The sequence below is a fragment of the Devosia ureilytica genome (assembly GCF_024273195.1).
Classification (GTDB): Bacteria; Pseudomonadota; Alphaproteobacteria; order Rhizobiales; family Devosiaceae; genus Devosia; species Devosia ureilytica.
This window is the reverse complement of the sequence record NZ_JAMZCU010000002.1, coordinates 707,035-733,219: the sequence shown is the minus strand read 5'-3', so window position 1 is coordinate 733,219 and position 26,185 is coordinate 707,035. Positions and strand designations below refer to the sequence as shown.

At 62.2% G+C, this 26,185-nt stretch carries 22 protein-coding genes, 1 tRNA gene and 2 pseudogenes; 18 read left to right on the top strand and 7 right to left on the bottom strand.

What is annotated here, in order from left to right; all coding sequences use genetic code 11:
• Window positions 1-25: 25 nt before the first annotated feature.
• Window positions 26-1,266, bottom strand: a protein-coding gene (locus NIM87_RS07650; RefSeq protein ID WP_408640047.1) for an IS3 family transposase whose coding sequence is annotated in 2 segments (ribosomal slippage) — window positions 26-906 and window positions 906-1,266 — 1,242 coding nt in all. Because the reading frame shifts where the segments join, the coding sequence is not laid out codon by codon here.
• 326 nt (window positions 1,267-1,592) lie between these two features.
• Between NIM87_RS07650 and NIM87_RS07645 the strand changes: the two genes are divergently transcribed.
• From NIM87_RS07645 to NIM87_RS18810, 9 genes and pseudogenes are all read left to right on the top strand, one after another.
• The gene (locus NIM87_RS07645; RefSeq protein ID WP_254674035.1) at window positions 1,593-2,390 is read left to right on the top strand and encodes a hypothetical protein; all 798 of its coding nucleotides are present in this window, start codon (window positions 1,593-1,595) and stop codon (window positions 2,388-2,390) included.
• Between the two features lie 97 nt (window positions 2,391-2,487).
• Window positions 2,488-3,027, top strand: a complete 540-nt coding sequence (locus NIM87_RS07640; RefSeq protein ID WP_254674034.1) for a hypothetical protein — start codon at window positions 2,488-2,490, stop codon at window positions 3,025-3,027.
• 203 nt (window positions 3,028-3,230) lie between these two features.
• Complete coding sequence (locus tag NIM87_RS07635; protein ID WP_254674033.1) at window positions 3,231-3,734, top strand: hypothetical protein; 504 nt, start codon at window positions 3,231-3,233, stop codon at window positions 3,732-3,734.
• On the top strand, window positions 3,724-5,271 hold the full coding sequence (locus NIM87_RS07630; RefSeq protein ID WP_254674032.1) for a hypothetical protein: 1,548 nt from the start codon (window positions 3,724-3,726) through the stop codon (window positions 5,269-5,271). Before NIM87_RS07635 ends, NIM87_RS07630 begins: the two co-directional genes overlap by 11 nt.
• Before the next feature lie 129 nt (window positions 5,272-5,400).
• A complete protein-coding gene (locus tag NIM87_RS07625; protein WP_254674031.1) occupies window positions 5,401-6,252 on the top strand; it encodes a hypothetical protein in 852 nt (283 codons plus the stop codon).
• Entirely contained in the window at window positions 6,245-6,832 is a 588-nt protein-coding gene (locus NIM87_RS07620) for a hypothetical protein (RefSeq protein ID WP_254674030.1), read from the top strand. The genes NIM87_RS07625 and NIM87_RS07620 overlap by 8 nt, the downstream gene beginning before the upstream one ends.
• Window positions 6,833-6,834: 2 nt before the next feature.
• Window positions 6,835-8,511, top strand: coding sequence for a type IV secretory system conjugative DNA transfer family protein (locus tag NIM87_RS07615; protein WP_254674029.1), 1,677 nt, complete (start codon window positions 6,835-6,837; stop codon window positions 8,509-8,511).
• 105 nt (window positions 8,512-8,616) lie between these two features.
• Window positions 8,617-11,202 carry a MobF family relaxase gene (gene mobF / locus NIM87_RS07610; protein WP_254674028.1) on the top strand — a complete coding sequence of 862 codons (2,586 nt, stop codon included), beginning with the start codon at window positions 8,617-8,619 and terminating at the stop codon, window positions 11,200-11,202.
• Window positions 11,203-11,507: 305 nt separating this feature from the next.
• Window positions 11,508-12,644, top strand: a pseudogene (locus tag NIM87_RS18810) (recombinase family protein); the annotation flags it as partial.
• Between the two features lie 504 nt (window positions 12,645-13,148).
• Here NIM87_RS18810 and NIM87_RS07595 read toward each other — a convergent pair.
• Window positions 13,149-13,225: transfer RNA gene (locus NIM87_RS07595), tRNA-Arg, on the bottom strand.
• Window positions 13,226-13,423: 198 nt separating this feature from the next.
• Between NIM87_RS07595 and NIM87_RS07590 the strand changes: the two genes are divergently transcribed.
• From NIM87_RS07590 to NIM87_RS07580, 3 genes are read left to right on the top strand one after another with little or no spacing between them, the layout of a single operon-like run.
• Complete coding sequence (locus NIM87_RS07590; RefSeq protein WP_254674025.1) at window positions 13,424-14,011, top strand: TetR/AcrR family transcriptional regulator; 588 nt, start codon at window positions 13,424-13,426, stop codon at window positions 14,009-14,011.
• Between the two features lie 12 nt (window positions 14,012-14,023).
• Complete coding sequence (locus tag NIM87_RS07585) at window positions 14,024-14,311, top strand: YciI family protein (RefSeq protein WP_254674024.1); 288 nt, start codon at window positions 14,024-14,026, stop codon at window positions 14,309-14,311.
• An 18-nt stretch (window positions 14,312-14,329) separates the two neighbouring features.
• Window positions 14,330-14,932 carry a DNA-3-methyladenine glycosylase I gene (locus tag NIM87_RS07580; protein WP_254674023.1) on the top strand — a complete coding sequence of 201 codons (603 nt, stop codon included), beginning with the start codon at window positions 14,330-14,332 and terminating at the stop codon, window positions 14,930-14,932.
• Between the two features lie 235 nt (window positions 14,933-15,167).
• Here the strand turns inward: NIM87_RS07580 and NIM87_RS07575 are convergent, their stop codons facing one another.
• Window positions 15,168-15,455, bottom strand: coding sequence for a GIY-YIG nuclease family protein (locus tag NIM87_RS07575; RefSeq protein ID WP_254674022.1), 288 nt, complete (start codon window positions 15,453-15,455; stop codon window positions 15,168-15,170).
• A gap of 502 nt (window positions 15,456-15,957) precedes the next feature.
• Between NIM87_RS07575 and NIM87_RS07570 the strand changes: the two genes are divergently transcribed.
• Window positions 15,958-16,626, top strand: coding sequence for a hypothetical protein (locus NIM87_RS07570; protein WP_254674021.1), 669 nt, complete (start codon window positions 15,958-15,960; stop codon window positions 16,624-16,626).
• Between the two features lie 1,179 nt (window positions 16,627-17,805).
• Here the strand turns inward: NIM87_RS07570 and NIM87_RS07565 are convergent.
• The gene (locus tag NIM87_RS07565) at window positions 17,806-18,243 is read right to left on the bottom strand and encodes an FKBP-type peptidyl-prolyl cis-trans isomerase (protein ID WP_254674020.1); all 438 of its coding nucleotides are present in this window, start codon (window positions 18,241-18,243) and stop codon (window positions 17,806-17,808) included.
• 412 nt (window positions 18,244-18,655) lie between these two features.
• On the opposite strand from NIM87_RS07565, the pseudogene NIM87_RS07560 reads away from it, so the two are divergent.
• A pseudogene (locus NIM87_RS07560) lies at window positions 18,656-19,141 on the top strand (transglycosylase SLT domain-containing protein); the annotation flags it as partial.
• Window positions 19,142-19,145: 4 nt separating this feature from the next.
• Here the strand turns inward: NIM87_RS07560 and NIM87_RS07555 are convergent.
• On the bottom strand, window positions 19,146-19,529 hold the full coding sequence (locus tag NIM87_RS07555; RefSeq protein ID WP_254674019.1) for a response regulator: 384 nt from the start codon (window positions 19,527-19,529) through the stop codon (window positions 19,146-19,148).
• A gap of 214 nt (window positions 19,530-19,743) precedes the next feature.
• Between NIM87_RS07555 and polA the strand changes: the two genes are divergently transcribed.
• The 3 genes from polA (at window position 19,744) to NIM87_RS07545 (ending at window position 23,959) form a co-directional block, all read left to right on the top strand.
• Complete coding sequence (gene polA, locus NIM87_RS07550; RefSeq protein WP_254674018.1) at window positions 19,744-22,665, top strand: DNA polymerase I; 2,922 nt, start codon at window positions 19,744-19,746, stop codon at window positions 22,663-22,665.
• Window positions 22,666-23,184, top strand: coding sequence for a Panacea domain-containing protein (locus NIM87_RS18805; protein WP_415061114.1), 519 nt, complete (start codon window positions 22,666-22,668; stop codon window positions 23,182-23,184).
• Window positions 23,185-23,248: 64 nt separating this feature from the next.
• Entirely contained in the window at window positions 23,249-23,959 is a 711-nt protein-coding gene (locus NIM87_RS07545) for a hypothetical protein (RefSeq protein WP_254674017.1), read from the top strand.
• 518 nt (window positions 23,960-24,477) lie between these two features.
• On the opposite strand, the gene NIM87_RS07540 is transcribed toward NIM87_RS07545, so the two are convergent.
• Both NIM87_RS07540 and NIM87_RS07535 read right to left on the bottom strand, forming a co-directional pair.
• Window positions 24,478-24,834, bottom strand: coding sequence for an endonuclease domain-containing protein (locus NIM87_RS07540; protein ID WP_254674016.1), 357 nt, complete (start codon window positions 24,832-24,834; stop codon window positions 24,478-24,480).
• Window positions 24,835-24,983: 149 nt separating this feature from the next.
• Window positions 24,984-25,340, bottom strand: a complete 357-nt coding sequence (locus tag NIM87_RS07535; RefSeq protein WP_254674015.1) for an endonuclease domain-containing protein — start codon at window positions 25,338-25,340, stop codon at window positions 24,984-24,986.
• Between the two features lie 438 nt (window positions 25,341-25,778).
• Here NIM87_RS07535 and NIM87_RS07530 point away from each other — a divergent pair, with 438 nt between their 5' ends.
• Window positions 25,779-26,180: an OsmC family protein gene (locus tag NIM87_RS07530; RefSeq protein ID WP_254674014.1), complete on the top strand. Its 402-nt coding sequence runs from the start codon at window positions 25,779-25,781 to the stop codon at window positions 26,178-26,180.
• The last annotated feature ends 5 nt before the right edge of the window (window positions 26,181-26,185 follow it).

Below are 26,185 nucleotides of genomic sequence, written 5' to 3'. Positions count from 1 at the left end.
TTCACCGGACAGTCGGCGGTTGGGTTTAGGCACTGAGGCGCAGGAACTCGCGTGGTGAGCGATACTTGAGCCCGGAGTGCGGGTGGACCTCACAGTAATCGTCGATCCATTCGGGCAGCAAGGCCAGGATGGTCTCGGCGTCTGGGAGGATAACAGTTGAGGCGTAGTCTCTTTTCAGGGTTTTGACGAAGGCCTCAGACATGCCGTTGCTCTGCGGGCTTCGAACCGGGGTGAAGAGCAGGTCGATGCCCAATGCCGCTGCCACCTGTGCGGTCTGTCTGGCGATATAGGCACTGCCATTGTCCGAGAGCCATTCCAGCCGGTGTGGGACCTTGAGGGCCTGGAAGCGGCGCTCGACGGCAGCGATCATCAGATCACAGACCATCTCGCCGGAGATGCCGGCATTGGCCACGGCTGACCAAGCGATAATTTCCCGGTCACAGGCGTCGATGACGAAGACGATGCGCACCACCTCGTCATTGCGGGCGTGGATTTCGAGATGATCTGAACACCAGCGGATGTTGGAGCGCAGGGCAACGACAACACCGTCGTGGGTCCGCGCGGGCCGCAGGGCAGTATGCTTTTGAAGGGTGAGCCCGTTCTGCTGCATGACCCTGAGGACACGCTTGGTGTTGACGGTGGGCTTGCCCTCCTTGCGCCGCTGCCTGTTGAGCAATGCCGTCACGCGGCGATAGCCATAGGTGGGCCGCTGGTCGATGATCGGACGCAGTTCGGCAAGAAGAGCCACATCATCGGCCTTCCGATAAGGTCCGCGTAGCCTGGATGGCTTGCTGGCGCGCTCGATCAGGTTGGACCTGGAGACGCCCAGAGTGCGGGCAATGACGCTCATTGGGTATCGTCCTCGGGATTGCTCCACGACAGCAAGGGCGAGGTCCGTTTTTTTGGGCGCGAGAGATCCAGGGCCTCCCTCAAGATCTCGGCTTCCATGGTCTTCTTGCCCAGCATGCGCTCGAGGTCACGCACGCGCTTTTCCAGATCGCGGACCTGGGAAGCGCCAACGACATCTTCATCTGCCTGAACGGCTGCGTGGCCGCCCTCAAGCATGCGGCGCTTCCAGGCGAAGAGCTGGGAGGGGGAAATGCCGGCGCGTCGTGCCACGTAGGAAACGCTCATGCCCGGCTGCATGGCTTCCTCCACCAACCGAACCTTCTCGGCAACTGACCAGCGCCGGCGGCGCTGCACGGAGGTGATGACTTCGACCCGTCGAAACGGCTCGTCAGAACTCTTGGACATAGTCGTACTCATAGGCGCATGCCTATGCCTTATCGGCTATGCCGCCTGTCCGGTCAAAATGGGGTGCGCTCCACTCCCCCCGGCTGACATCGACACGATAGCCGACATGTTTACGAGGAACCGCATCCAGAACTTCCACACTGCTCATTGTGTTTCTCCAAGCGGGCCGGCGGAGAACTCTCTCTCGCCCTCAGCCCGTCATTCCCTGGAGGCCGCCCTCTCCCTCCACAGACCCAAAAGCGATCCAAAAGGGAGGAAGGACCTCGCCGAGGCGGGGTATCGCCGCCCATCGAGCCATGTTAGATTAATTCAGATATCTACGGTTTTCGAGATCGATCATGGAATCGGACATATCCACGCTTGCCGGACGGGTCGCCGCACGCATGGCCGAGTTGGGTCTATCCCAAGCAGACATCGCCCGGCGCGGGCGCTTCAACGCCACGTTTGTGTCAGATCTCTTGCGGGGCAAGAAACTCACGTTGCACGCGGGCAATTATGGTCGCCTGGCAAGGGCTCTACTAACGACGCAGGCCTACCTGCAGACAGGAACCCAGCCGTCCGAGGCCGAAATTGATCGGATCAAGACAGAGGTTGGATGGCAACCAGAATACGCTCCCGCCGAGCCGGAACTCAGTCCGGACGCCGCCGCTGACCTTGACGCCATTGCCAGGCATCTTGCGGACCAGGCGGCGTCGCGTGCGGAGATCAAAAAAGCCGAGGAACTGGGCAGGTTTCCTGTATATCGATCGGGCGGTCGCTTTGATGGCGGCAGCATTGTCGAGAGCTTCCCCCTCTACCACCTCACCCTGCCGATCAAGGTGCAGTCGAACGGGCTTTATGCCGTCGCCATCTCCGACACGACCATGTCCCCGCGCTACGAACCGGGTGAGCTGGCCTACGCCCACAAGAGCGCCATAGCTCGCCCCAAGGACTATGTGTCGATCCTGGTCAAAGGGCGCATGAATTATCGCGACACGATCATCGCCTATATCCGCCAATTGGTGCATGAAAGCGCCGATGAGGTTATCGTCCGGCAGATTTCTCCCAGCATCGAAACCCGCTATGCCCGCGACAGCATCGAGGGAATCCATCGCGTCGTGTTCGCCGGCGAGCCTATCGAAGGGATCGGCCTTTAGCTTCTGTTTACCGTGTTAGATCAATTCAGATGTAGAAGATTTTGTTTCGGCCTATGAACCGGTCAATGCCAATGGGTGGCATCGACAAGGAGGCGAGATGGTCAATTTCAGTTTTTGCCGCGAGAACATTCTCGCGAAGTACGCGCCGCTTCTGGACGCGCCGATCCAGGAAGACGATCCCCGCTATGGGGACTACATGATCGTCATGGGCACCGAGTTCCGCGCAGAGGCTTATGCCAGCCAGGAAGCGCGCGATGCCAGGCTCGGCCCGGCAAGCGAGCACATCGAGTACGTTGCGGTCAGTGCCGAAGAGGTCGCTGCCGTCGAGTATCCTTTGTGCCGGATGGCCATCGGCCCGGCACTGAATGACGCCGGCTTCGCACGCGTCGCTTCCGCCGTGCTTGGAGCCGTCATCGATTTCGACGGCGCCGAAGATGCCAGCAGCCTCCACATGGACGTCGTCATCGCCCGCACCGCATACCTGGTGCGCTCCGATGGCCTGTCCGGTTTGCCCACGGTGTGTTGGCGGCCTCTTTTCAAGCCCTTTGACCCTCAGGATGACCAGAAGCTGGAACGCGAAACCGCTTCCTGGCTGCGGGGCTTTGTTGCTGGTCATTTCGCTCCGATGGCGCGATAGCAACAGGCGAGCCGACCCTGGTCTAGCTGGCAATCACGGGCAGTCGGGCAATTCCTGCCCGGCTACCCGGGGGCTCCGAGACCCGGCCGGCCAACCTCCCTAACCGACCGGCCTGCAACACGCTTTTCCGGCCAATCCTGCCACGCCCAAGGGCCTCTGGCCCATCTAGGCTTCACGCTTCAGGCAGTCGACGACTTCAGATCATGGACCAAGATACCGAACTCAAGAACGGCGCCGCAGCATTTGCCCGGACCCTGATGGGGCCGGCGGGGCGAATTTCGTTCGACATCGCCGTTGGCCAGCACCTCGGCTGGTTTTCAACGGCGCTGGCGCGCGGATTGTCCTGGCTCCAGATCATCGAGCTCCTGCGGCGCGCGGGTGTCACCCGTGACGATGGGCGGCCGCTGGCACGGGGGCATCTGAGCGCCGTCTATTCGCGGCAGCGACGCAAGGTTCACCAGCACCTCACGGGCAAAGCGGTCGAGCGACCGCCGGCTATTGGCGCTCGACCGCCAAAACCTCCGTGGCAACCGCCCTCGTCGCCCGCCCGCCCCAGGCCTGCCTCTTCGACACAGAAGGTGCAGCGCGACCCTGAACAGGCGTCGGGTACCCGCCCGACGGAGCAGACCTCAACACCAACCAATTCTGCGATCCGGTCATTCATGAACCGCGCAGCAAAACAAAGGAATGGAAACAATGAACGCTGAAATGCTCTGGCACCTCATCGTCAACTGCGCGCCTGCGGCCGGGCGGCTGGTGGTCATCACCGACATCGTGGCGCGTCTCGCCACGCGCTTCGAAGCGACAGGTCATTTGCCTGACCTGCTCCCGGTCAACCTTGCCCGTGGCGGCGCCAGCGGCCCGGAACTGATGGTGCATGCTGTCGGCGAGATTGGGGGCAAGCTGATGGTGCTGGCCGATCTGCTGGCGGACCCGAAATTGGCGGGCCAGTTCCATGTTGCGGCCAGCAATGTCGTCGATGTGCAGCCCGATGATATCGCAAGTGGTCGCATCGCTCCCCCCAAGGCCGGGTTGCTCCTCAGTTATGACGGCATGCCGGTTCTGGTAATCGGGGGTGAGGCTGAACGCCTGGTGCTGAAGATGGAAAACTTTGATCGGGCACTGATCGGATTGACCGCCGAATTGCCGGGATTGTGGGAGCGGGTCCGGCGCGCCGAAGGCAAGGTAGCCGAAAAGACCCAGGCGGCGGAAGCGAAAGGGCGCGGTCGCACGAGTGAGGGTCAGCGCCGCCATGAGGGCGCTCGGCAGCGTGCAAAGTTGCAGGAACGGCAGGAGCGCAACGGCCCGATCGGCCAGCTTGGGCTTACCCTCCCGGCCGCGACCTTTCTCCCAACCCCGATGGTTGGTGGTGTGGGTCCAGTGTCTGGAGATGACCTCCTGCTCGTTCCCATTCAGGGGCGTAAAGAGACGCCAGGCGCCTACCCGCCACGCAAGATCGTCGACCGGCTTCGCGCGGGTCTCGCTGTACAGGCCATCCTGGCCGATTGCGGCCTGCGTGCATTGCTGGGAGATCGGACCCGCGCCCGGGACGAACTGCAGAAGGCTTTGCCGCGCACGGGCGCACATCTGCGCGACATCGGGACTGGGCACCTTGTCGTCTGGACCGAATTCGACAATGTCGAACAGGTCGAACACTGGGCCAAAGCCAAATATGCCGGCCACCCCAAGATCCGCAATCTCAATGCTATTCCTCTGGATGGTGAACCGGCGCCGGTAAAAATCCTCTCGCGCGCCCTCGCCCATGCCGAACGGATCGTGGTGGCGTACGATCGCGCCGAGCGCGAACCGCCGGAACTGGCCGCTATCATCATTCGTGAAGCCTATGCCGAAAGTCCGCACACCAATCTGGGCCTTGATGATCTGTTCCAGATCGCCATGCTTGGCAACATCAACCCGCTCACCTTGTGGCCACGGTCCCATGATGATCATGCCCTGGCATTCGAAGCCGCCAGGATCGCGGGCCGCGTGCAGGCCGGGGCCAGGGTGATGGTGCCGCCGCACATCCAGGATGTTTTCCGCGAAGTGCTCACGGACGGGCCAAGTCCGGACAACCCGGGCGGTGACGCCAGTATCGTGGTGGCGCTCAGGCGTTTGGCTCAGGCGATGGCCGACCTGATCGGGCCGGACAAGTTGCTGCGCGCACTCTCGGACGCTGCCGGCACCGACCAGCACCTGGTCGTTGCGCGCAAAACCCGTAAGGTCTCGGTGATTTCGAACGACTAAGGAGCGGCTGAAGGCCCACCGAGCACCTTCAACATTTTGATATGCAAGCTCTTTTCCGCCTCAATCGTTCCAGACCGATGAGGCGGAAAATCGGAAAGACTGAAGGCTCCACCAACCCCGGAGCCGACCATGACTACCCCTTCTTCCCTTCTTTCGACGAGTGCGCTGACGCCTCCGATCGGCATCGTGCTCGATGCCGATGACGGCGGTGTCGGCAAGACCCATACCGCCGTCCAGTTCATCACCGCCTTCCGCCTCGCCGGCTATCCGCTCGACTTGTTCCAGCTCGACAGCAAGCGCACCCTGGCGGAAAAGTCGGGCGAGAGCGTCACCAGCCTGCTGGTTCCCGACCGGCATGACGTCAATGCCGACGCGGTAACCGGGGCCGATGTCCTGGCACCGTGGTATCGCGCCGCAACGGCCATGCCCGAGACCGGCCGCTCGTGCCTTCTTGAAGTCGGTGGCGCCCTGTCGCCGGTCTATCATGAGGCGATTACCGATTTCGATCTTGAGGAAGATATCGACCTCCTGAGTCTGGGCATCGTGACCGTCATCGTCACCAAGGCGGGTGGCGACGCCGCCTCGCAGCTGGTGCGCGTCGTGCGCCGCACCGAGCGCAACCTGCCGGGCAGCCCCATTATCGTCGCCCGCAACGAAATGGTCGGCTCGCCGATCACTGCCGCGGCCGAGCTCGACAAGGGCTTGCGCAAGCAGGTGCTCGACGTCTTTGATCGCTATCCCTCGATCCGCCTCCCGCGCCTCAACCCCCGCACCATGGTGCTCTATGAGCGCCTGCCCGTCCTGCCTTCGACGGTCGTCGGCTGGCATGCGGACAATTACGCCGAGGCCCTGCGCCAGACCGGCAAGCCGCGCGACGAGGCCAAGCGCTTTGTGCGCGACGTGGCGGCCTGGACCGGAACGATCCAGGAGGAGCTGACCCGCGTGATGCCCTTCCTCGCCGGGGAGAGCGTCGATGCCTGATCTGGAAAAGTTCAAGACCTCGGTGGCGGCAATCGCCCGGGACGCGAAAGAGGAGACGGGCGCATTCATCGCCCGTCTCAAGTCGCTCAGTGCCGAGGAGTTTCTGCGCCTGTCACGCCACGATGTCGAACGGCTGAGCCTGGCCCAATATATCGACGTCGCGCGGGCCATCGCGCCCGACATCCTGCCGATCGCCGCAATGCAGGCGGCTGATCCTGAGCCAGACAAACCTTCGTTCAACTGGACGCCCCGCCGGCTCTACGCCATTGCCATCAGCGCCAGTATCGCACTGGGTCTTGCCGGGTTCCTGGCGGCACCGATTGTGACCGAAGCGGTGTTCGACGCGCCGCTCGTCCGCTCCCAGACCGTGCTGGACTGGCCGGCCTGCCGCCGGCTCACGGCAGAGGTCGATGGCTGTGTCTATCGCCCCACCCAGGACCTGTCCTGGGACTATGTCGCCGCCATGCTCGAAATGGATCGCAACATCCTTCACCGCAACAATGCGCATCTGCCCCAAAACATGGTGCCCCGGGCCAGCCAGCTGGTTGTCTGGCGCTATCAGGGCCACCTGGAGAATTGATGATGAACACGCTTGAACTTGCCGAATACGAAGTGGTCCCCCTGACCCCGGCCATCTTCCGCGCCACCACGATGGCGCTGTTGACCGGTTTCATCCTCGCCCTTGCGTTCATCTGCCTGCCTCTCTCCGGCTGGCAGGCCGACCAGCCGGTCACCGTGACCGCGCCCATGCTGGTCGATGCCCTGATGCGCCTCATCTCCTGGCGTGGTCAGGGCTGGCTCGACTACGACATTGCCGACCAGGTTCTGTTTCGCCTTTGCGGGATTGGTATCGGCATGGGCCTTGCCGGCTTGGCCGGGTTTGCCATCGCGCACGCAGCAACACCGGCAGTGGATACCCGCCAGCACTATAGTGGGCGGCGCCTCATCTTCGGCAAGGCGGCAGCAAGCGGCGCCAATGCCGAGATCCTGGCCAAGGCCGGCAGGCGAAAACAATGGATGCCTGAGCTCGCGCCCGGCGTCGCCTGGCCGCGGGGCTGGCAGGTCCTCAACCTGCTGATCCTGGGCGCGATCGGCTCGGGCAAAACGCGCATCCTGCTCAAGTTGCTCGAAGGACTGCTCATGCAGGCCAAGCAGAAGAGCCGCGATTTTGGCCTGCTCGTCTACGACGCCACCGGCGAAATCCTGGCCGGATTGCCCGTCGGCAATGAAGACATTGCCGTCATTTCCAGCACCGGCCGCTCGCGCTATGGCTGGGCCATGAGCCGGGACATCCGCACCATCGATGACTGCGAATCCGCTGGTGCCCAGCGTGCCCTCGCGACAAAGGAGAGTGGCATGTGGCAGGATGGCGCGGCCACGCTCGATGCCGGCGTCATGGTTGAGTGCATGCGTAGCCATGAACACTGGTCCGCGCCGGAACTTTATGCCATGTCGCTGTCCGATCCGCTCTGGCTCAAGCAGCAGTGGGAATTGCACTATCCTCCCGCGGCAGGGCTCATCGAGGTCGATGCTGCGGGCGAATTGTCCAAGACGACGGTGTCGCTGCTGATCACCTGGCGCATCAACGTCCTGCGCACCCTTCGCCCTTTGGCCGAAGCGTGGAAAGACCTGCCAGCAAAGCGCCAGTTCTCCTTTGCCGAATGGTTGCACGGCACCGGCAGCCAGCCCCGCATCGTTGTCCTGCCCCGCAACGGGAGGCATCCCCGCATCTCGGCAGGCTGGATTTCCATGGCGATCGACGCCATCGCCGGTCACGTCGGCGATCCTGACCTGCTGGTCAGCCAGACGAGGCTGCGCACAATTGCGCTTGAGGAGGCTCCAACCCTGGGCATGCTGCCGCGCTGGCCGGAAATCCTCGATACTGGCAGGAACAAAGGCCTCTCGACCATTGCAGTGGCCCAGGACCTGACCCAGTTCCGCTCCGCGTATGGCGAGGTTTCTCGCTCGATCCTGCAACGGTTCCGCCTGAAAATCATCTGTGAGCAGACCCCCGGTCCGGATGCCAGGGAAATTGCCCAGCAATGGATTGGTACTCGTCAGGTCCGGGACTGGAAATCCGCCAGGATTGTTGACGGCAAGACCCAGTCTCCGGACCCGCAGGAGGTTCCCGTTATCCCCGAAGAGCATCTCTCTGATCGTCTTGGGGTTAGCGGCGGCGCCGTCCATGCCGTTCTTGTTGGTCTGAAACAGATTTACCGGCTGGAATGGCCCATCACCGTCTGGGAGCGCCGTCGCTGATACAGACAACCATTTGAAATCACTGAGATTTCCTCGTTCAATCCTTCCTCCAAAAGGCAAGAAAATCAGGGATATCTAAAGGGCCTCCATTGGGGGCCCTTTTTCTTGGTCGCTACATTCGCCGTTATCAAATCGTCGTCCTACTACACCCGTCAAGCCGCGGCAGCCGCACTTGACTACTACGCTGCTGACGACAGCGCGGGGATATGGCTCCGCGGGCACGACGCCTTGGGCATCGCCGCCGGCCAGATCGTCCGGGCCGAAGACTTCGACCGCATCTGCTCGGGGCTCGATGCCACCGGGAAGCCGCTGACCAAAGCCGCGGGCGGCCCCCGCATGCTGGGCATAGACGTGACCCTATCCGCCCCCAAGGGGTTTTCCGTCAAATTCGCATGCTCCCGTGGGCCTCTGCGCCAGCTCTTCGCGGATATCGAGCGGGACGCGCTCGAAGACGTGCTCCGGCTGGTGGAGCAGGAAATTCCCCTGGCCCGACGTGGTCACAATGGCAGCCGTCGTGAACAGGCCAGATTCGTTGCCGCCGCTTTCACGCATTCCGAAGCGCGCCCGGAACGCCATGCGGATGGCGTCGTCTTCGCCGATCCACAACGCCATCATCATCTCTGCCTACCCAATATTGCCGAACGCGAGGACGGCACTTGGGGTGGCGTCGATTCGGTTGCACTGCGCAGCTGGAAGAAGGCACTGGGCGCGGTCTTCAGGCTGCGGCTCGCCAGTGGGCTGCAGGCGCACGGCTTCACCATTGAGCACGCCGATGACGAATGGAAGTGGTCGATTGCCGGTGTGCCAGAGACCGTCACCAAATACTTCAGCGCTCGCCGCGCGACGCTGGAAGAAGAGCTGGCCGAGGCAGGACTGACCTCCGGTCAGGCGCCGGCTCTCGCCGCTGCGATCAACGCCACGGACCGCCGCACCAAACAGGACCTGAGTCTGAACCAGCTCACCGAACAGTGGCACGCGGCGGTTCGGGGTCTCGGCTTCGATCCCGAACAGATCGCCCTTGCAGGACGGCAGGTTGAGCAAGAGCCCCAGGATTTCAATGGAGCACGGAAAGAGCGCCTCGCCACTGTCCCGGAAAAACTGACCGAATACCAAGCGACCTTCTCGCGCCGCCAATTGATCGAAGTCAGCGCTAACACCCTCGTCGGCACCGGCGCGACGCTCGATGACGTCATTGCCGGTGCCGATGACCTTGTCGCCCGGAACAGCGTTCTTGAACGCGCCGAAACACGCGACGGGCCCGTTTACTCCACACCCCAGATGCTGGCGGCTGAGCGCGCCTTGGTGAACATGGTACGGCGCAATGCACAGGCCCGCGTGGTCGGTCCCGACCGGAGCGCCAGGGACGAAATGCTCGCCATTTCCGGCCTGAATGCCGAGCAACAGGATGTGGTGCGCGCCGCCACCAGCGGCGCCAGGTTTGTCCTCCTCCAGGGCGGTGCCGGGACGGGGAAATCCACGACCCTGAAAACCGTCGCCAAGACCTGGCAGACTGCAGGTTATCAGGTGAAGGGCGCCGCCGTGGCCTGGCGCCCCGCTAACATCCTCGGCGCCGATCTCGGCGTTGAATCCCGCGCCATCGACGCCTGGTGCAAATCCATCGCCATGGGCAATCAGCCCTTCGGGGAAAAAACCTGCCTGATTGTCGAAGAGGCCGGCCTGCAGGCCACATTGCAGACGCTCCAGTTGCTCGAAGCGGTGGACCGAACGGGCGGCGTGGTGGTGATGGTTGGCGATGAGGATCAGCTCGTCCCCGTCGGCGCCGGCCATGCCATGCGGCTCATCCGGGAGACCATCGGCGCCACCCGTATCCAAACGGTCGTCCGCCAGCGCGAAGCCTGGGCTCGCCAGGCGCCGAAAGACTTTGCTCGTGGCAGGGCTCAGAAGGCGCTCGATGCTTTTTCCGAGCATGGCCAGATCGCATTTCAGGATAGCCCTCGTGCGACAGTTGAGGCCGCGGCTGATCGCTGGAATGAAACCACGAGGACCGCCCCGGCCAAGAATGTGCTGGTGACGGCCAAGACCAATGCCGAAGTGCGGGCCTTGTCGGCCGCGATCCGCAATCGACTGCGGGAGCGCAACGCGCTGACCGGGGCCGACTTCCAGATTGAGGCCGCAGATGCCTCCGGCAACCGCCACATACTGCGTCTCGCCATAGGCGATCGGGTGCGGTTTCTGCGCCGCCACGACGGGCTCGGTGTCGTCAATGGCACCGAGGCCCGGATCGTCACCATCGCACAGGACAAGGCCGGCATCATCCGGATCGAGGCCGAACGGGACGGGCAGCGGATCAGCTTTGCACCCAGCGACGTCGCCGATACCAAGGGCCGGGCCCGGCTCGCGCACGCCTATGCTGCGACGCTGTTCCAGGCGCAGGGTCTGACCGTCGACCACACCCTGGTCCTGCTATCCGCTCGTTTCGACCGGCATGATGCCTATGTCGCTTCCAGCCGGGCACGGGAAAGCACCGAATTCTTCATCGATGCGCGGACCCTTGATCGCGAACGCGAGCAGGAGGCTCCGCTCGGCGCCGGTGAAGATCGGGACGAGGCGAGGATGACCTATCTGGCCAGCCGCCTGGCCCGCCATAGCATCAAGACCAACGCCCTCGATTACAATCCCGAAAAAGAGCCGACGCGGGCTCGGTCAAAAGGGCTTGACCATGAGCTCTAGCCGCCCGTCCGCGCCCAGACGCGCAACAAGGCCACCCCGCAAGGTGCGGCCGCCGCGCCGCCCGCCGCGCGCACCGCGGGAATGGGAGCTGATCGATCAGTTGCCCTCTACCCTGCCGATCACGCAGGCCGAGATCGAAGTGCTCGACAAAATGCTGGGCGCCCAGATTGACGCTATCCTCAAGGGGTAGGCACATGGCGCTGGCGGAGATATTTTTCTTTGTTTTCCATATGCTTAGCTTGCATGAACGAGCGTATGATGCGACGCTGCCGGTAGAATTCCAGACGATCGGGAGAGGGTAAGACATGGCGTTCGGAAGCAAAGCCAATAGCGTTGCACTCAAGACTGGGACCGCCCCCTTGCGGGCAGCGCTCTACCTGCGCGTCTCGACGGGCCGGCAAGCCAAGCATGACGTGAGTTTGCCTTCACAGCGCAAGCTCAACACAGACTTCTGCGAGCGTGGCCGCTGGGCCGTCGTCGATGAATATGTCGAACCGGGGCTGACCGCCACCGACGACCGGCGCCCCGCGTTTCAGGCCATGATCGACCGTGCCTGCGACCCGGACCATCCCTATGACGTGATCGTGGTCCATGCGTTTTCTCGGTTCTATCGGGACGGCGCGGCTATGGAACTGGTCATCCGGAAATTGCGCAAGCACGGCGTCGAAGTCGCGTCAGTCACCCAACCTAGCAGCGATGACCCCTCAGGCGCCATGATCCGCCAGATCATCGGCATCTTCGATGAATATACCTCCAAGGAAAATGGGCGGCAGGTTACGCGCGCCATGACCGAGAATGCCCGCCAGGGGTTCTGGAACGGCGCCGCTCCGCCATTGGGCTACACCATCGTCGAAGCCGAACGCCGCGGCCAGAAGATCAAGAAAAAACTCGCTGTCGACCCGGTCGAAGCTGAAACCGTACGGCTGATTTTCCGGCTGTACCTGGAGGGCGACCCGGCCGCGGCCAAGCCGCCCATGGGTATCAAGGAGGTGGTAAAATGGCTCAACAGCCACGGCTATCGCACCAAGAAAGGCGGAACCTTCGGTGTCGGACCGGTCCATCACATCCTCACCAACAAAGCCTATGTCGGGCGCTGGCACTATCATTCGCGCAATTCCAAGTCCGGTGGGAAACACCCGGCAGGCGAAGTCGTCGAAGTGCCGGTGCCGGCCATCATTGAGGATTCCGTGTTCGCGGCAGTCGAGGCCAAGCTCGCTGCCAACAATCCTCGCGTCAGTCCGGTCCGCGCCGTTAGCGGCCCGATCCTGCTCACCACGATCGCCACGTGCTCCCATTGCGGCGGCGGCATGACCCAGCGCACCGGCACTTCGGCCACCGGGCGCGTCTACGCCTACTACACCTGCGCCACCCGCGCCCAGAAGGGACCCACGGCCTGCAAGGGCAATACGATCCCCATGGCCTATCTAGATAACATGGTCCTCAAGGCGCTTAATGAGAAGCTGTTCGCGCCGGAGCGGCTGGCTGGACTGCTCACCGCCATGGCGGCCAAGCGCACGGAGCGTGCTGAAGCTCATAGTGCCCGGCTTGTGGCGCTGCAGGTTGAGGCCGACGCTGCCAAAGAGCGGCTGCAACGTCTCTATACGCTGGTCGAGGACGGCCTTGCCGAAGTGGATGACCTGCTGCGCGAACGCATCACCATACTGAAGGCCGATCGTGAGAAGGCGCAGGCCGCCCGGGATCGGGCGCGCCGGGAGGTCGGCGGCGAAGCAGCCCTCGACTCCGAGAAGATCGCCGCCTTTTCCAAGCTCATGCGAGGGGTTTTGGAGAATGCCGACAACCCTACGCGCAAGGCCTATCTGCGCTCCCTGTTGACCGTGGAAGTCGGCCCAGAAAAAGTGCGCATCATGGGCAATCGCGAAACACTGTTTGCCGCGGCCAATGCCACCGACTCGTCAGGAGAATTAGTTCAGTTTTCTGGACTGAAATGGCGCACCCGACACGATTCGAACGTGTGGCCTCTGCCTTCGGAGGGCAGCGCTCTATCCAGCTGAGCTACGGGTGCGGACCAGAATCGAGCGGCGTTTGCTCGATCGAACGGGGCGCAAACTAATCGATGGGCGGCGATTGCGCAACCGGTCAAATGACCTGGACCCAGGCCGGGAGCGCCGTGATGAACGGATGCTGAATGAGAAGATTGACGAATTAGGCCGCCCGTCCTAATTATTTGGCCGATTGACCTAATTGGCGGCAGGACCAAGCCATGCGCGGCCCCGAAACACGGACGGAAATCATCGGCGCGGCGGACCGGCTGTTTTACGAGCGCGGCTTCGAGCACACTTCCTTTGCCGACATCGCCGAGGCGGTGACCATCGCGCGCGGCAATTTCTACTACCACTTCAAGAGCAAGGACGAGATCCTGTCGGCGGTGATCGCCCGGCGGGTGGCCCATACCACGGCCCTGCTCGAGCGATGGGCGCGCGACAACCCGACGCCGCGCGGGCGGCTTTCGGCCTTTGTGGGCATGCTCGAAGTCAATGGCGACGCGATCATGCGCTATGGCTGCCCGGTCGGAACGCTGACGATCGAACTGAGCAAGCTGTTGCACGGATCGCGCGACCAGGTGGTGGGGCTGTTCGATCTGTTTCGAGACTGGCTGGCTGAACAGTTTCGCGCCCTGGGGCGCGATGCGGATGCCCAGGCGCTGGCGCTGCACCTGCTGATGCGCAGCCAGGGGGTGGCCACGCTCTATACCGCCTATCGCGACCGCGATTTCGTCATCCGCGAAATGGCGATGATGGAAAGCTGGATCGACGAGGTGGCCGGGACGCAACCTGCTGCCACGATCTGACGGGGGAATGACATGTTTGTTGTATTGCTGAAACCATCTGGCCAGCCGGGGCGCGCCGGAGACTTGCTGGCCGGCCACAAGGCCTGGCTGGAAAAGGGGCTGGCCGATGGCGTGTTTGCCCTGTGGGGCAGTCTCAAGCCGGAGGGCGGCGGCGCGATCATGGCGCATGGGCTCGACCGGGCCGCGCTGGAGAAGCGCGTGGCCGCAGACCCATTTGTCAGTGGCGGGGTGGTGAGGGCAGAAATTGTCGAGATTGCTCCGGCCCGCGCCGAGTCCCGGCTGGAGTTTTTACTGGATTGAGCCTTTGGGGGAAATTGCATGAGCCTTTTTGAAGGACCGGACGGATTGGCCCGCTGCCGCTGGTGCGGCGGGGCGCCCGAATTCGTGCCCTATCATGATCACGAATGGGGCTTTCCGGTCAGCGATGACACGCGCCTGTTTGAAAAGCTGTGCCTTGAAGGGTTCCAGTCGGGCCTGAGCTGGCGCACCATTCTGAACAAGCGCGAGGCATTCCGCGCCGGCTTTGCCGGTTTTGATATTGCCAAGGTCGCCGCCTTTACCGACGCCGATGTCGAGAGGCTGCTGGCCGACGCGTCCATTGTGCGCCATCGCGGCAAGATCACTGCCGCCATCAACAATGCCGCCCGCGCCCAGGAATTGATCGCAGAGGCCGGGTCCATCGCCGCCTTTGTATGGCGCTATGAGGCCAAGACCCCTGCCCCGCCGCAAAGCCAGACGACCTCGCCCGAATCCGAGGCGCTGTCCAAGGCACTCAAAAAGCGCGGCTGGCGCTTTGTCGGCCCGACCACGGTGTTCGCCTTCATGCAGGCCATGGGGCTGGTCAACGACCATGCCGAGGGGTGTGTGAGCCGGGCCAAAGCAGCCGAGATGCGCAAGGGGTTCGTGGTGCCGGGGCGGTAGACGAGACCGGCGTGTGGCCCGCTATCGACCCCATTTCAGACACTCACGCCGTTCATCCCTGATCGTGAAACCGTCCGCTTCACCACCCACCGCACGTCACCCTCGGCCTTGAGCCGAGGGCTCTTCACTGNGCTATCGACCCCATTTCAGACACTCACGCCGTTCATCCCTGATCGTGAAACCGTCCGCTTCACCACCCACCGCACGTCACCCTCGGCCTTGAGCCGAGGGCTCTTCACTGGCTGATTTCGTCCCAGAGATCGCGCCATTCCGGGTTATGCTGCTCGATCAGGTCGTGCTTCCAGCGGCTGTACCAGCGCTTGAGCGAGGTTTCGCGCTGAATGGCCATGCCGATCTCACCAAATTGTTCAAAATAAACAAGCCGCTTGATGTCGCGCGCCCTGGTGTAGCCCGACACCAGCCCTTCTCGATGTTCATAAACGCGACGAACCAGGTCGTTGGTCACACCGATATAGGTGCGCCCCCGACGCATATTGGCGAGGATGTAAACGAAGCCGCCCATTCCGGCATCTTCAAGTATAGAGCCCTCGGGTCAAGCCCGAGGGTGACGACCGGTGGGTGGGCGGTACTGGTGGACCTGTCTGGACGGCAGATCCCGACCCCGTTGCGGTCGTTCAGGCCATTGCAGCGCATAGCTCCAACCCGCCATAATCTCGGATCGCCCATTTGCCCACCGGCCGTCACCCTCGGCCTTGAGCCGAGGGCTCTTTACTTGACGATTTCATTCCAGAGCTTGAGACGGTGAAAGTGTCGAGCGTTGGTCGTAGCCTAGACCCGGCCAAGCTTCCGGCAACCAGAAGTATAGAGCCCTCGGCTCAAGGCCGAGGGTGACGACCGGTGGGTGTTGATAGACAATGCCCTTCCGAGCGTTGAGCATGGCGGAATCCGACCCCATCGCGGTCGTTCAAGACGTTGTGCTGTCGTTCTGGAAAGCGGACGTAGAAAGCAGTAGCGAGGACTCTTGACCGCTCGCCTTAGAGGTCGGTCCACGCTAGAATCGAGACATGGCAAAAACGTCGATCAGATTCAGCGTCACCAATGGTTTTGGCCATCGCGCAGCGACATGGAACCTGCGGGCACAGAAATCCAAATGGGGCCAAGAAATTTACCTAACGTGCCGCGAACTCAAAGGCACCATACACACCAGCTTTCACGCGACCGGTGAATGGCACACGACGTATTCGCAGGCAGCTTTTGAGGACTTGCTTGGAGATCGTCCTGCAAACAAGGCGCGGCACAAGATCGAGAAATGGCAGAGACCAAATGAGGTTAAGCCAGGCATTACCCTCGCCTACAAGGTCCTGACACCTTGGTCAGCGACCACGACGCCGATAACTGAAGACATGTCCCCGATCATCCAGATTCCCAACGTGCCTCAAGGGTACGCCAATGAGACGATGGTGCTCATCGTCCGCTCTGGAATGTCACTGGAAATCGTCAACGCAACATTGCTTGGCCAGACTGAGCTACTCACCGGCGAGCGGCTACTTATCGTCAATCACGCGATCGCCATGCCTACAATCAAGAATCCAGGCCCAGCGCAGGTCCAGTTCTTTCGAGGAAAGTCGAGGTCAGATTTAGCGAGTGAGCACCTGCGCGCGCTAGTTTTCCTCGATGACCAAAATGGCAACCGGATGATACTCGACAGTCCGGTAGCTGGACTAAAGAACTAGCTGAGATGATATCTTTAATCCAATAAATGAAATCGCAGCAAAATTACTTTGTGCAAGTGAAATGCCTCAATTGCTACCGGGTGGCGAAGGGAGCTCCTTACGAGTTGTGGTTCTGTTGTGCTGAAGCTAGCCGGCAACCTTGTCCGATTTTCAGCGTTCCCGACCAAAACCCGCCAGTCCGCAAACCACCCCAAAGTTGCCAGCTATTGCTCCAAGACGAAACGCTGTCGTCTTCCGTCATCGCTTAGCCGGCCGTCTTACTGGGGGCAGGCTGAGGCAGTCGCCGGTGGGACTTGCGGGGGCGGTGGGTGGGACAGTGGCTTTGTCGGCTACAAGGAAAAGGTGGTGGACCTGATCGGGCGGGTGGCGCGGGTGAGCGTTGAAACCATGGCCAGCACCGCGGCCATGAAGGGTGCCAGGAGGGATGATGGGGATACCCCCACCTAACCTCCCCCTGATAGGGGGAGGGATGATCGAGTTTATCGCAGCGACGGTGACAGGCGACATGTCTTCTCCTCCCCCTATCAGGGGGAGGTCGGGTGGGGGTATCCAAACGGGAGGATACCTGCCGGGGCGGGGATCGGTGTTGCAACCATCACCATTTGTCACCCCGGCCCCCGGGTCGCATTGCGCCCGCGGGTCAACTCCGGCCGGGCCGAGCCTGAGATATTACTGCTTGCGGTGGACGTTCCATCGGCGCGGGATGGGCCCCGGGTCAGGCCCGGCGCCATTCGACCATAGGTCTCATGGCCTGCTCCTCTCAAATCGCTGCACTGGAGCGATTTGCCCTTTGGGATGGTTCGCAGGGTGACAGCCGGCGGGGCCTATCGGCGAGGGGTTGAACCAGGACTCCGCGCGCATCGGCCCCCGCCCAGCCAAGCCAGGGCTTGCGGCCAAGCTGCGCAGCCCTCGCAAAGGGGGAGGGCGAAGGGGCGGCCACCCGCCATTCGCGCGTAGCGCTGATGGCCTGCTCCGGCTTGAAAGGCTCCACTGGAGCCTTTTGCCATTATGTAGCTAAGCCATTCGAGCGCAGCTCTCATGGCCTTCTCACCTCAAACTGCGCCACTGGCGCAATTTGCCCTTCGGGACGAACGGCCACCCGCCATTCGCGCGTAGCGCTCATGGCCTGCTCCGGCTTGAAAGGCTCCACTGGAGCCTTTCATCTGCGATGCAGAACGCCTACGCAGCCTTGACCACTTCGACCAGTTCGACGTCGAACACCAGGTCCTTGCCGGCCAGGGGGTGATTGGCGTCGACGGTGATGCTTTGCGCGTCGACACCGACAACGGTGATGGGCAGCAGGCCGCCATCGGCGGTGCGGGCCTGGAGCTGGGTGCCGACCTTGAGGTCAATGCCTTCGGGCACCTTGTTGCGATCCAGCTGCTGGATGGCATCGTCGCGGCGCGGGCCATAGGCGGCGGCGGCGGGAATGGTGACAGTGCTCCTGGCGCCCGCTTCCATACCATCGACATGCTGTTCGAGGCCCTTGATCACCTGGCCTTCGCCCAGCTTGAACTCGAGCGGCGCACGGCCCTCGGAGCTGTCGAACTGGGTGCCATCGGTGAGGCGGCCGGAATAGTGGATGCGCACAATGTCGCCGGTTGCGGCAGTGGTCATGTGACGAGCCTTTCGGAATTGTCTTGGCCCGGAACAATGCGGGGCCTTGAGGGTCAGTCGCGCAAGGGGCCGCTCGGCCACAGGGGGGCAGAACGGCTCGGGGGCGGCAGAGCGATTGCCGCAAGATGCGCACGACGGCGAAGGCACAAGTTTAGGGCATGAGGCCCAGATGTAAACCTTTGGCGCCCAAAGGCCCGGCTGTGCTCGGTTTTGGGCGCGGCGGGGGGCGATAACACTTGCGGCGGCGTCGCATTTCCGCCATCAAGCCGCCGCGTTTGCCGCGTAGCGGGCAGGTGAGGGACATTCGCGCTTGAAAGGTTGCTGCATGACGGCCCAGCCGCTTCCCATCGCTGGCACAATTGCCCTGGCCCTGGTTCTGGCCGGGTGTTCCATGGCCGGCATCAAGCCGCTGCCGGGCAATAAATCGGCCAGCGCCGCCATTGCCAGCTTTGCCCCGGTAGCGGCCACGCCCGCGGGATATGTGCCCAAGGCGGCAGCAGTGCCGTCTGCGCCGAGTGCCATGCTGCTGGGCTATGCCGGTAGCGAACGCGGCGCGCTCGATGGGCTGATTTCGCATTATGCCACCCAATATAGCGTGCCCGAGCATCTGGTGCGGCGGGTGATCGTGCGCGAGAGCGGCTATAATCCGGCGGCGCGCAACGGTCCCTATTATGGGTTGATGCAGATCAGCCACGCCACCGCGCGCGGCATGGGTTATCGCGGGGAGGCCGGTGGGCTGCTCGATGCGGAGACCAACCTGCGCTATGCGGTGCGATACCTGGCCGGCGCCTATGTGACGGCAGGCGGCAATGATGATCGCGCCGTGCAGTTTTATGCCCGCGGCTATTATTACGACGCCAAGCGCCTGGGCCTGCTCGACAAGAGCGGCCTGCGCTAGGGCTCTAGACGGCCGGCTGGGCCAGGAGTTCGGCCAGGCGACCGCTCAGCTCGGCCTCGTGATAGGGCTTTTCCAGCATGGGATAGTGGAGCGCGGCCTCTTCGGGGAGGTCGGCATAGCCGGTGGTGAGCAGCACCGGCAGGCCGGGGCGGAGCTTGCGCGCGGCTTCGGCCAATTGCAGGCCGGTCATGCCGGGCATGGCATAATCGGTGATGATGGCCACGATTTCGGGGCGCTGCTGCACCAGGTCCAGCGCCTCGCGGCCTGAAAAGGCCTCGAGCGCGGTGTGGCCGAGGTCGGTCAGCACATCGACGGTGTTCAGCGTGATCAAGGCATCGTCATCCACCACCAATATGGTGGCGCCGCCGCCCCGTTTCGGGCTTGTCATCAGGTGGTGTCCTTTCGGATGCCGCTGGCGGCACAGGTAAATGGCGCCCGGATCCAATCCGTTCAATCTCCCCCCGTAACCTCGGAAAGTGGCAAAGCTGGGTCCATCGGCAAAATTTTGCTGAAGGCTGCTGACACAGCCAGGCAAAAGTGGGTGCCATCATGGCGTTCGAGGCGATAGACTTGCCGCCAACGGACACCAAGGGAATCGCCAAATGCATCTGCTGCTCGTCGACGGCTCGGGCTATATTTTCCGTGCCTTCCACGCCCTGCCGCCTTTGAGCCGCAAGTCCGACGGACTGCCGGTGGGCTGCGTGCAGGGGTTCTGCAACATGCTCTACAAGCTCACCCAGGACATGGACGGCGATGACGCGCCCACGCATATGGCCGTCATTTTCGACGCCAAGGGCAAGACGTTTCGCGACGACCTCTACCCGCAATACAAGGCACAGCGGCCGCCGGCGCCTGAGGAACTGGTGCCGCAGTTTCCGCTGACGCGCTCGGCGACGCGGGCCTTTTCCATCCCCTCGATCGAAATGGAGGGATGGGAGGCCGACGACATCATGGCGACCTATGCCTGCATGGCGCGCGACGCCGGCATGAAGGTCACCATCGCCTCGTCCGACAAGGATTTGATGCAACTGGTGGAGCCCGATGGATCGATCCGCCTGCTCGATACCATCCCCCGCCCCGGGCAACCGCCGCTGCGCTGGATCGGGCCGGACGAGGTGTTCACAAAATTCGGGGTGACGCCGGACAAGGTGATCGACGTGCAGGCGCTGTGCGGCGATAGCGTCGACAATGTCCCCGGCGTACCGGGGATTGGCGTCAAGACGGCGGCGGAGCTGATCAACACTTATGGCACGCTCGAAAACCTCCTCGAACACGCCAGCGAGATCAAGCAGAACGCACGGCGCGAAAAGCTGATCGCCAATGCCGAACTGGCGCGGATTTCCAAGACGCTGGTGACGCTTGAACAGAAGGTGCCGGTCGAGATTGACCTCGATGGCCTCGTGCGCCAGCCAATGAGCCCTTCGGCACTGTTTCCGTTTTTGAAGGCGATGGAATTTGCCACCATCACCAAGCGCATGGCCACATTGCTCGAGGCCAATCCCGACGACTTTGAGCCCGATGCGGAATTGGCGGCCAACAAGGACAATCCGGTGGCCGGCGCGCCGGTGAAATCCACGACGCTCTCGGTGGCCAAGGCAAAGCTTGCCGCCGGCGTTGTGCCCGGCTCGGGCCCGGCGCGCCACGCCGCCGAGGAGCATGCGCGGATCAAGGCCATTCCGGTCAATTACGAGGCCTATGAGACCATCACCACGCCCGACCGGCTGGAGGCCTGGATCGGCAAAATCCTCGACAAGGGCCATGTCGCGGTCGACACCGAAACCACCGGGCTCGACCCGCAGCAGGCGGACCTGGTCGGCGTGTGCCTTGCCACCGAAATCGGGGAGGGCTGCTATATTCCCGTGGGGCATGCCAAGCCCGGCGATCTCCTCGGCGGTGGCGGGCTGGTCGAGGGACAATTGCCCATCGGCTTCGTGCTCGAGGCGCTCAAACGCGTGTTGCAGGACAAATCGATCCTCAAGATCGGCCAGAACGTCAAATATGACATGGAGGTGCTGGAACGCTACGGCATCACCATGGGGCCGATCGACGACACCATGCTGATTTCCTATGCGCTCGATGGCCCGCGCTATAATGGCATGGACGTGCTGGCCGATCATTGGCTCGGTCACAAGACCATCACCTATGCCGAGCTGGCCGGCACCGGCAAGGCGCAGAAGAGCTTTGACCAGATCGACATCCCTGCGGCCGCCCGCTATGCCGCCGAGGACGCGGATATCACGCTCAGGCTCTGGCATGTGCTGAAACCCCGCCTTGCGGCCGAAAACATGACGGCGCTCTACGAAACCATCGAGCGGCCGCTGGCGCCGGTGCTGGCGCGCATGGAAGCGCGTGGCATTACCGTTGACCGGCAGATCCTGGCGCGGCTTTCGGGGGATTTCGCCCAGCGCGCGGCGGCCTTCGAGGCCGAAGCCCATGAACTGGCCGGGCAGAGTTTCAACCTCGGCTCGCCCAAGCAATTGGGCGAAATCCTCTTTGACAAGATGGGGCTTGAGGGCGGCACCAAGACCAAAACCGGCGCCTGGGCCACCGGCGCCGATGTGCTCGAAGACCTGGCGCTCAAGGGCGTGCCGCTGGCGCGCACCATTGTCGACTGGCGCCAGCTGACCAAATTGAAGGGCACCTATACCGATGCCCTGCCCACCTATATCAACCCACGCACCGGCCGGGTCCATACCTCCTATCAGCAGGCTTCCGTTCTCACCGGACGTCTCTCGTCCAACGAGCCGAACCTGCAAAACATCCCGGTCCGCACCGAAGACGGTCGCAAGATCCGCACCGCCTTTGTCGCCCCGCCGGGCAAGGTTCTTATCTCCGCCGACTATTCGCAGATCGAGCTGCGAGTGCTCGCCCATATCGCCAATATCCAGGCGCTCAAGGACGCTTTCGAGGAGGGGCTGGACATTCACGCCATGACGGCGTCCGAAATGTTCAATGTGCCGGTGGAAGGCATGCCGAGCGACGTACGCCGCCGCGCCAAGGCGATCAATTTCGGCATCATCTACGGCATTTCCGCCTTTGGCCTCGCCAACCAGCTGGGCATCGAGCGCTCGGTGGCGGGCGAATACATCAAGACCTATTTCGAGCGCTTCCCGGGCATCAAGGACTATATGGACGCCCAAAAAGTGCGGGTGAAAGCCGATGGGCATGTGATGACCATCTTTGGCCGCAAGATCCAGTTCCCCAATGCAAATTCAGGCAATCCGAGCGAACGCGCCTTTGTCGAACGCGCCTCGATCAATGCGCCTATCCAAGGGAGCGCCGCCGACATCATCCGCCGCGCCATGATCCGCATGGAAGGCGAATTGAAAAAAGCGGGCGTCGAAGCCGACATGCTGCTGCAGGTGCATGACGAGCTGATCTTTGAGGTGCCCGAAGGGACCGAAGATCATGCCATTCCGGTGATCAAGCGGGTGATGGAAAGCGCGGCGGAACCGGCGGTGCGGCTGACCGTGCCGATCCAGGTGGACGCGCATGCGGCCAAGAACTGGGATGAGGCGCATTAAGTGGAAAGTGGACCATACGACGCCCGAGCGGTAGCCAACTTTGTGTTGGACCAAGCCAGCTTGGCGCGACTTGATATCTATTCCACGTCCTTGCTTAAGATACTGTATTTTGCGCATGGGTGGCATCTCGCTAAGTTCTCAGTGCCTTTGATTGCGCAGCCCTTCGAGGCTTGGGAATTTGGACCGGTGGTTAGGGTCGTTTACGACCAAATCCGAGAGTATAGCGGTAGCCCCATCAAATGTCGGCTTGTGTCATTCAATGCCGTGACGATGAAGAAAGAAGTAGCGCAAGTCGACGTGCAGGAAGATAGCTCGGCCTTGATAAGGGCAGTAACCGGGGCCTACGGCGTCCTTCATCCGTATCGGCTATCAGACTTGACCCACGCTGTAGACTCACCATGGACATCAGTTTGGGACGCTGCCAATGCAGGCAAAGCACCCGGCGCAAAGCTTTCTGACTGTGCAATACGCGATTACTTCTTGCGACAAAATGAAGCAGATGTGCTAGGTATCTCATAGAGTCGCTGGGAGGGACGTCTTCGGACGTAGCGGACGTAACCTAAAGGGATACACTGGAGACCGCATGACCCCGCTGAAACCTCCCATGCTCATCGACGCATTCCGCCTTTGCGCCTCAAGTATCGACGACACCGTAAAGAACATAATAGACCACTATTCAACTGCTGGTGGTGGTTGGAACCATCAACGTTGCTTGCGCTCGATAATGCACGCCTACAACGGAGCGACGGACATTGCCGCGCTAGTGGCCGGCTGCAAGGGTAAAGGTACCGACGCGGAGAGGGATAACGCAAAAATAGTCGAAGCTGTCCTGCCCAAAGTGGTTGGGCGTAAGACTCAATGCTTTCCATACCCGCGGAAGGCATTTGCACTAACGCCAAATCTCCAGTGCGCTATGGGTCCTTCGTTCTTCATCGTCGAGAACGGCGTAATTAAGCTTGTTTACGTTCATGCACGTAACGAAAAGCGAGCTTCACTGGCAAATTTGGCCGGACTCGCTCACGTTATGAAAACCGATGTTCTTGACCAAGACTTCTTCGGCCAGAAATCTGATGTTGAGATACATTTTGTTGACAAGAAGGGCGCATCACGCACCGATGAAGTTTTTGATCTGAAACGCCTCGGCGGCTTCTTGATTGAAGAGCCAGGCACTACGCTAAAGAGGTTTGCCACGGCGTTGGTCGACGTGATGGAAAATGATCGCGTGGCACCGGCGGAGCGCAAGCGCAAAGACAAACGGCCAGCAGACGATGGGCAGGAAGCCTTGAAGTTCTGAATTCGCCCCTCCCCCTCAATATGGGGAGGGGAAGAGGTGTTTAGCCCGAGGTTTGAGCGAACGCGATGCGCCCCTCCCCCTATCAGGGGGAGGCTGGGTGGGGGTATCCGCTAAGACTCTGCCCCAGGTTCGCCCAATACCCCCGAAAGCACCATGAACACCCCTTCCGGATTGCCCATAACCTCGCCATTGGTGAAGCGCAGCACGCGGTGGCCGCGTTGGGCGAGGTAGGTGCGGTACCGTTAGTCCTCAGGACGAGCCCGGCCTTCGCCGGGGTGACAGCTGGTGGTGGGGATGGGGTTTGCATTTTGCGAAGGTGGGATACCCCCACCCGGCCTCCTCGCCTCGAATGGCTCCACCGGAGCCATTCGCCCTTTGGGACGGGTCGGAGCCCTGAAAGGGGGAGGGGAAGGGGGGACGTTGCAGCTTTTGGGGCTTTCGCGGGGGGCGAACCAAACCTCGATGGGCTCCTCCCCCTATCAGGGGGAGGTTGGGTGGGGGTATCCGGCAAAAACCCTTTAGCGCTCGGCGCCGGGTTCGCCCAGCACGCCCATCAGGACTGTGTAGACGCCCTCGCCGCCCTGCGTGACTTCGCTATTGGTGAAGCGCAGGACGCGGTGACCGCGTTCGGCGAGATAGGCCGTTCGACTTTCGTCATGCGCCAGGCCCGCCTCAGAATAGTGGGTATCGCCATCGATCTCGACGATGAGATTGCGCGCCTTGCAGACGAAGTCGACCACATAGGGCCCGATGGGCGCCTGCCGCCGCCAGTGCAGACCGGCCTCGCGCCACGGCCGCACAAGGCCCCAGAAGCGGCGCTCGGGGAGAGTCTGTTCGCGGCGGAGTTTTCGCGCGAATGTGACGGGGTCGTCCATGCGAGATTTCTCGATGCGTTTTGTCGCTGAAAGAGGATACCCCCACCCGGCCTCCCCCTGATAGGGGGAGGGGAAGAGGGATCGCACTTGTTTCGACAAACTCGATGGGTCCCTCCCCCTATCAGGGGGAGGCTGGGTGGGGGTATCCGCTAAGACTCACTTCCCGGCTCTCCCAGCAATTCCATCAGCACCGTGAAGACGCCATCGCCGCGCTGCATGACATCAGCGTTCGTGAAGCGCACCACCCGATAGCCGCGCTCCTTCAGAAATGCCGTCCGTCGTTCGTCATGGGCGATGCCAGCATCGGAATAATGCGTGTCGCCATCGATCTCGACCACGAGCTTCTGGCTCTTGCAGACAAAATCCACCACATAGGGACCGACAGGCGCCTGCCGCCGCCAGTGCAGACCGGCCTCGCGCCAGGGCCCCACAAGGCCCCAGAAGCGGCGCTCGGGGAGGGTCTGTTCGCGGCGGAGTTGGCGGGCGAAGGAGATGGGATCGTCCATGGAGCCTCCATTCTCTTAGTCTAGTGCCATGGCGTAGAAGACCACCCCCACCCGGCCTCCCCCTGAAGCAGGGGACTGCTCATGTAGGGCGCTTGAATTCGCGCGAGACCATCGGCCCGATATCACCCTCCCCCTTGAGGGGAGGGTAGTGAAGCTGGCTGCGGAGCAGCCTAGCGCAACTAGGGTGGGGGTGTCGGAAGGCGTTGCAAATGTCGGCGTTTGCTGGAGGCGCTGACACCCCCACCCGAGCGCCGCCAAGGTCCTGACGGACCTAAGCTCTGCTTGCCCTCCCCTCAAGGGGGAGGGGTAGGTTTGGGGTGTTTCGCGCATTTTCGGGCCCATACGGGTGTCCGGCATCGTGCCACCCAAGCTTTGCGCTCGATCAAGCCCAATCCTCCGGCATGGGCTAGAGTGGGCCGCGCGACAGGGAGCAGGCCAATGCTGAACTATGCCATTACCGCCCGACGGATCGATGCACATGGTAGCGTCAGCGGGGCGCGGGAGGCGGTGGTGCAGCTCGATACATCGCTCGGTGGGCGCGAGGATGCGCTTAACCCGGTGGAGCTGCTGCTTTCGGCGCTGGCTGCCTGCATGATCAAGGGGGTGGAGCGGGCTGCGCCGTTGCTCGGCTTTGATTTTTCGGGGGTGGAGGTGCGCATCCAGGCGCAGCGGCAGGATAGCCCGCCCCAGGTTATTGCCATCAGCTATGAGCTGATTGTGGACAGTCCCGAAACCGACCGGCGGCTGGAACTGCTGCACACCAATGTGCGCAAATATGGCACGATTTCCAACACGCTGGCGGCATCCATGCCCCTAAGCGGCTTGGTGCGGCGGGCCTGAGGGGA

Coding starts and splice junctions, on each gene's coding strand:
- NIM87_RS07555 (WP_254674019.1), bottom strand. CDS start 19,529: ATGACAAGCCCGAAACGGGGCGGCGGCGCCACCATATTGGTGGTGGAT.
- NIM87_RS07530 (WP_254674014.1), top strand. CDS start 25,779: ATGCTGAACTATGCCATTACCGCCCGACGGATCGATGCACATGGTAGC.
- NIM87_RS07635 (WP_254674033.1), top strand. CDS start 3,231: ATGGACCAAGATACCGAACTCAAGAACGGCGCCGCAGCATTTGCCCGG.
- NIM87_RS07645 (WP_254674035.1), top strand. CDS start 1,593: ATGGAATCGGACATATCCACGCTTGCCGGACGGGTCGCCGCACGCATG.
- NIM87_RS07615 (WP_254674029.1), top strand. CDS start 6,835: ATGAACACGCTTGAACTTGCCGAATACGAAGTGGTCCCCCTGACCCCG.
- NIM87_RS07565 (WP_254674020.1), bottom strand. CDS start 18,243: ATGACCACTGCCGCAACCGGCGACATTGTGCGCATCCACTATTCCGGC.
- NIM87_RS07585 (WP_254674024.1), top strand. CDS start 14,024: ATGTTTGTTGTATTGCTGAAACCATCTGGCCAGCCGGGGCGCGCCGGA.
- NIM87_RS07570 (WP_254674021.1), top strand. CDS start 15,958: ATGGCAAAAACGTCGATCAGATTCAGCGTCACCAATGGTTTTGGCCAT.
- NIM87_RS07640 (WP_254674034.1), top strand. CDS start 2,488: ATGGTCAATTTCAGTTTTTGCCGCGAGAACATTCTCGCGAAGTACGCG.
- NIM87_RS07575 (WP_254674022.1), bottom strand. CDS start 15,455: ATGGGCGGCTTCGTTTACATCCTCGCCAATATGCGTCGGGGGCGCACC.
- NIM87_RS07540 (WP_254674016.1), bottom strand. CDS start 24,834: ATGGACGACCCCGTCACATTCGCGCGAAAACTCCGCCGCGAACAGACT.
- NIM87_RS07535 (WP_254674015.1), bottom strand. CDS start 25,340: ATGGACGATCCCATCTCCTTCGCCCGCCAACTCCGCCGCGAACAGACC.
- NIM87_RS07580 (WP_254674023.1), top strand. CDS start 14,330: ATGAGCCTTTTTGAAGGACCGGACGGATTGGCCCGCTGCCGCTGGTGC.
- NIM87_RS07620 (WP_254674030.1), top strand. CDS start 6,245: ATGCCTGATCTGGAAAAGTTCAAGACCTCGGTGGCGGCAATCGCCCGG.
- NIM87_RS07545 (WP_254674017.1), top strand. CDS start 23,249: ATGACCCCGCTGAAACCTCCCATGCTCATCGACGCATTCCGCCTTTGC.
- NIM87_RS07625 (WP_254674031.1), top strand. CDS start 5,401: ATGACTACCCCTTCTTCCCTTCTTTCGACGAGTGCGCTGACGCCTCCG.
- NIM87_RS07630 (WP_254674032.1), top strand. CDS start 3,724: ATGAACGCTGAAATGCTCTGGCACCTCATCGTCAACTGCGCGCCTGCG.
- NIM87_RS07590 (WP_254674025.1), top strand. CDS start 13,424: ATGCGCGGCCCCGAAACACGGACGGAAATCATCGGCGCGGCGGACCGG.
- polA (WP_254674018.1), top strand. CDS start 19,744: ATGCATCTGCTGCTCGTCGACGGCTCGGGCTATATTTTCCGTGCCTTC.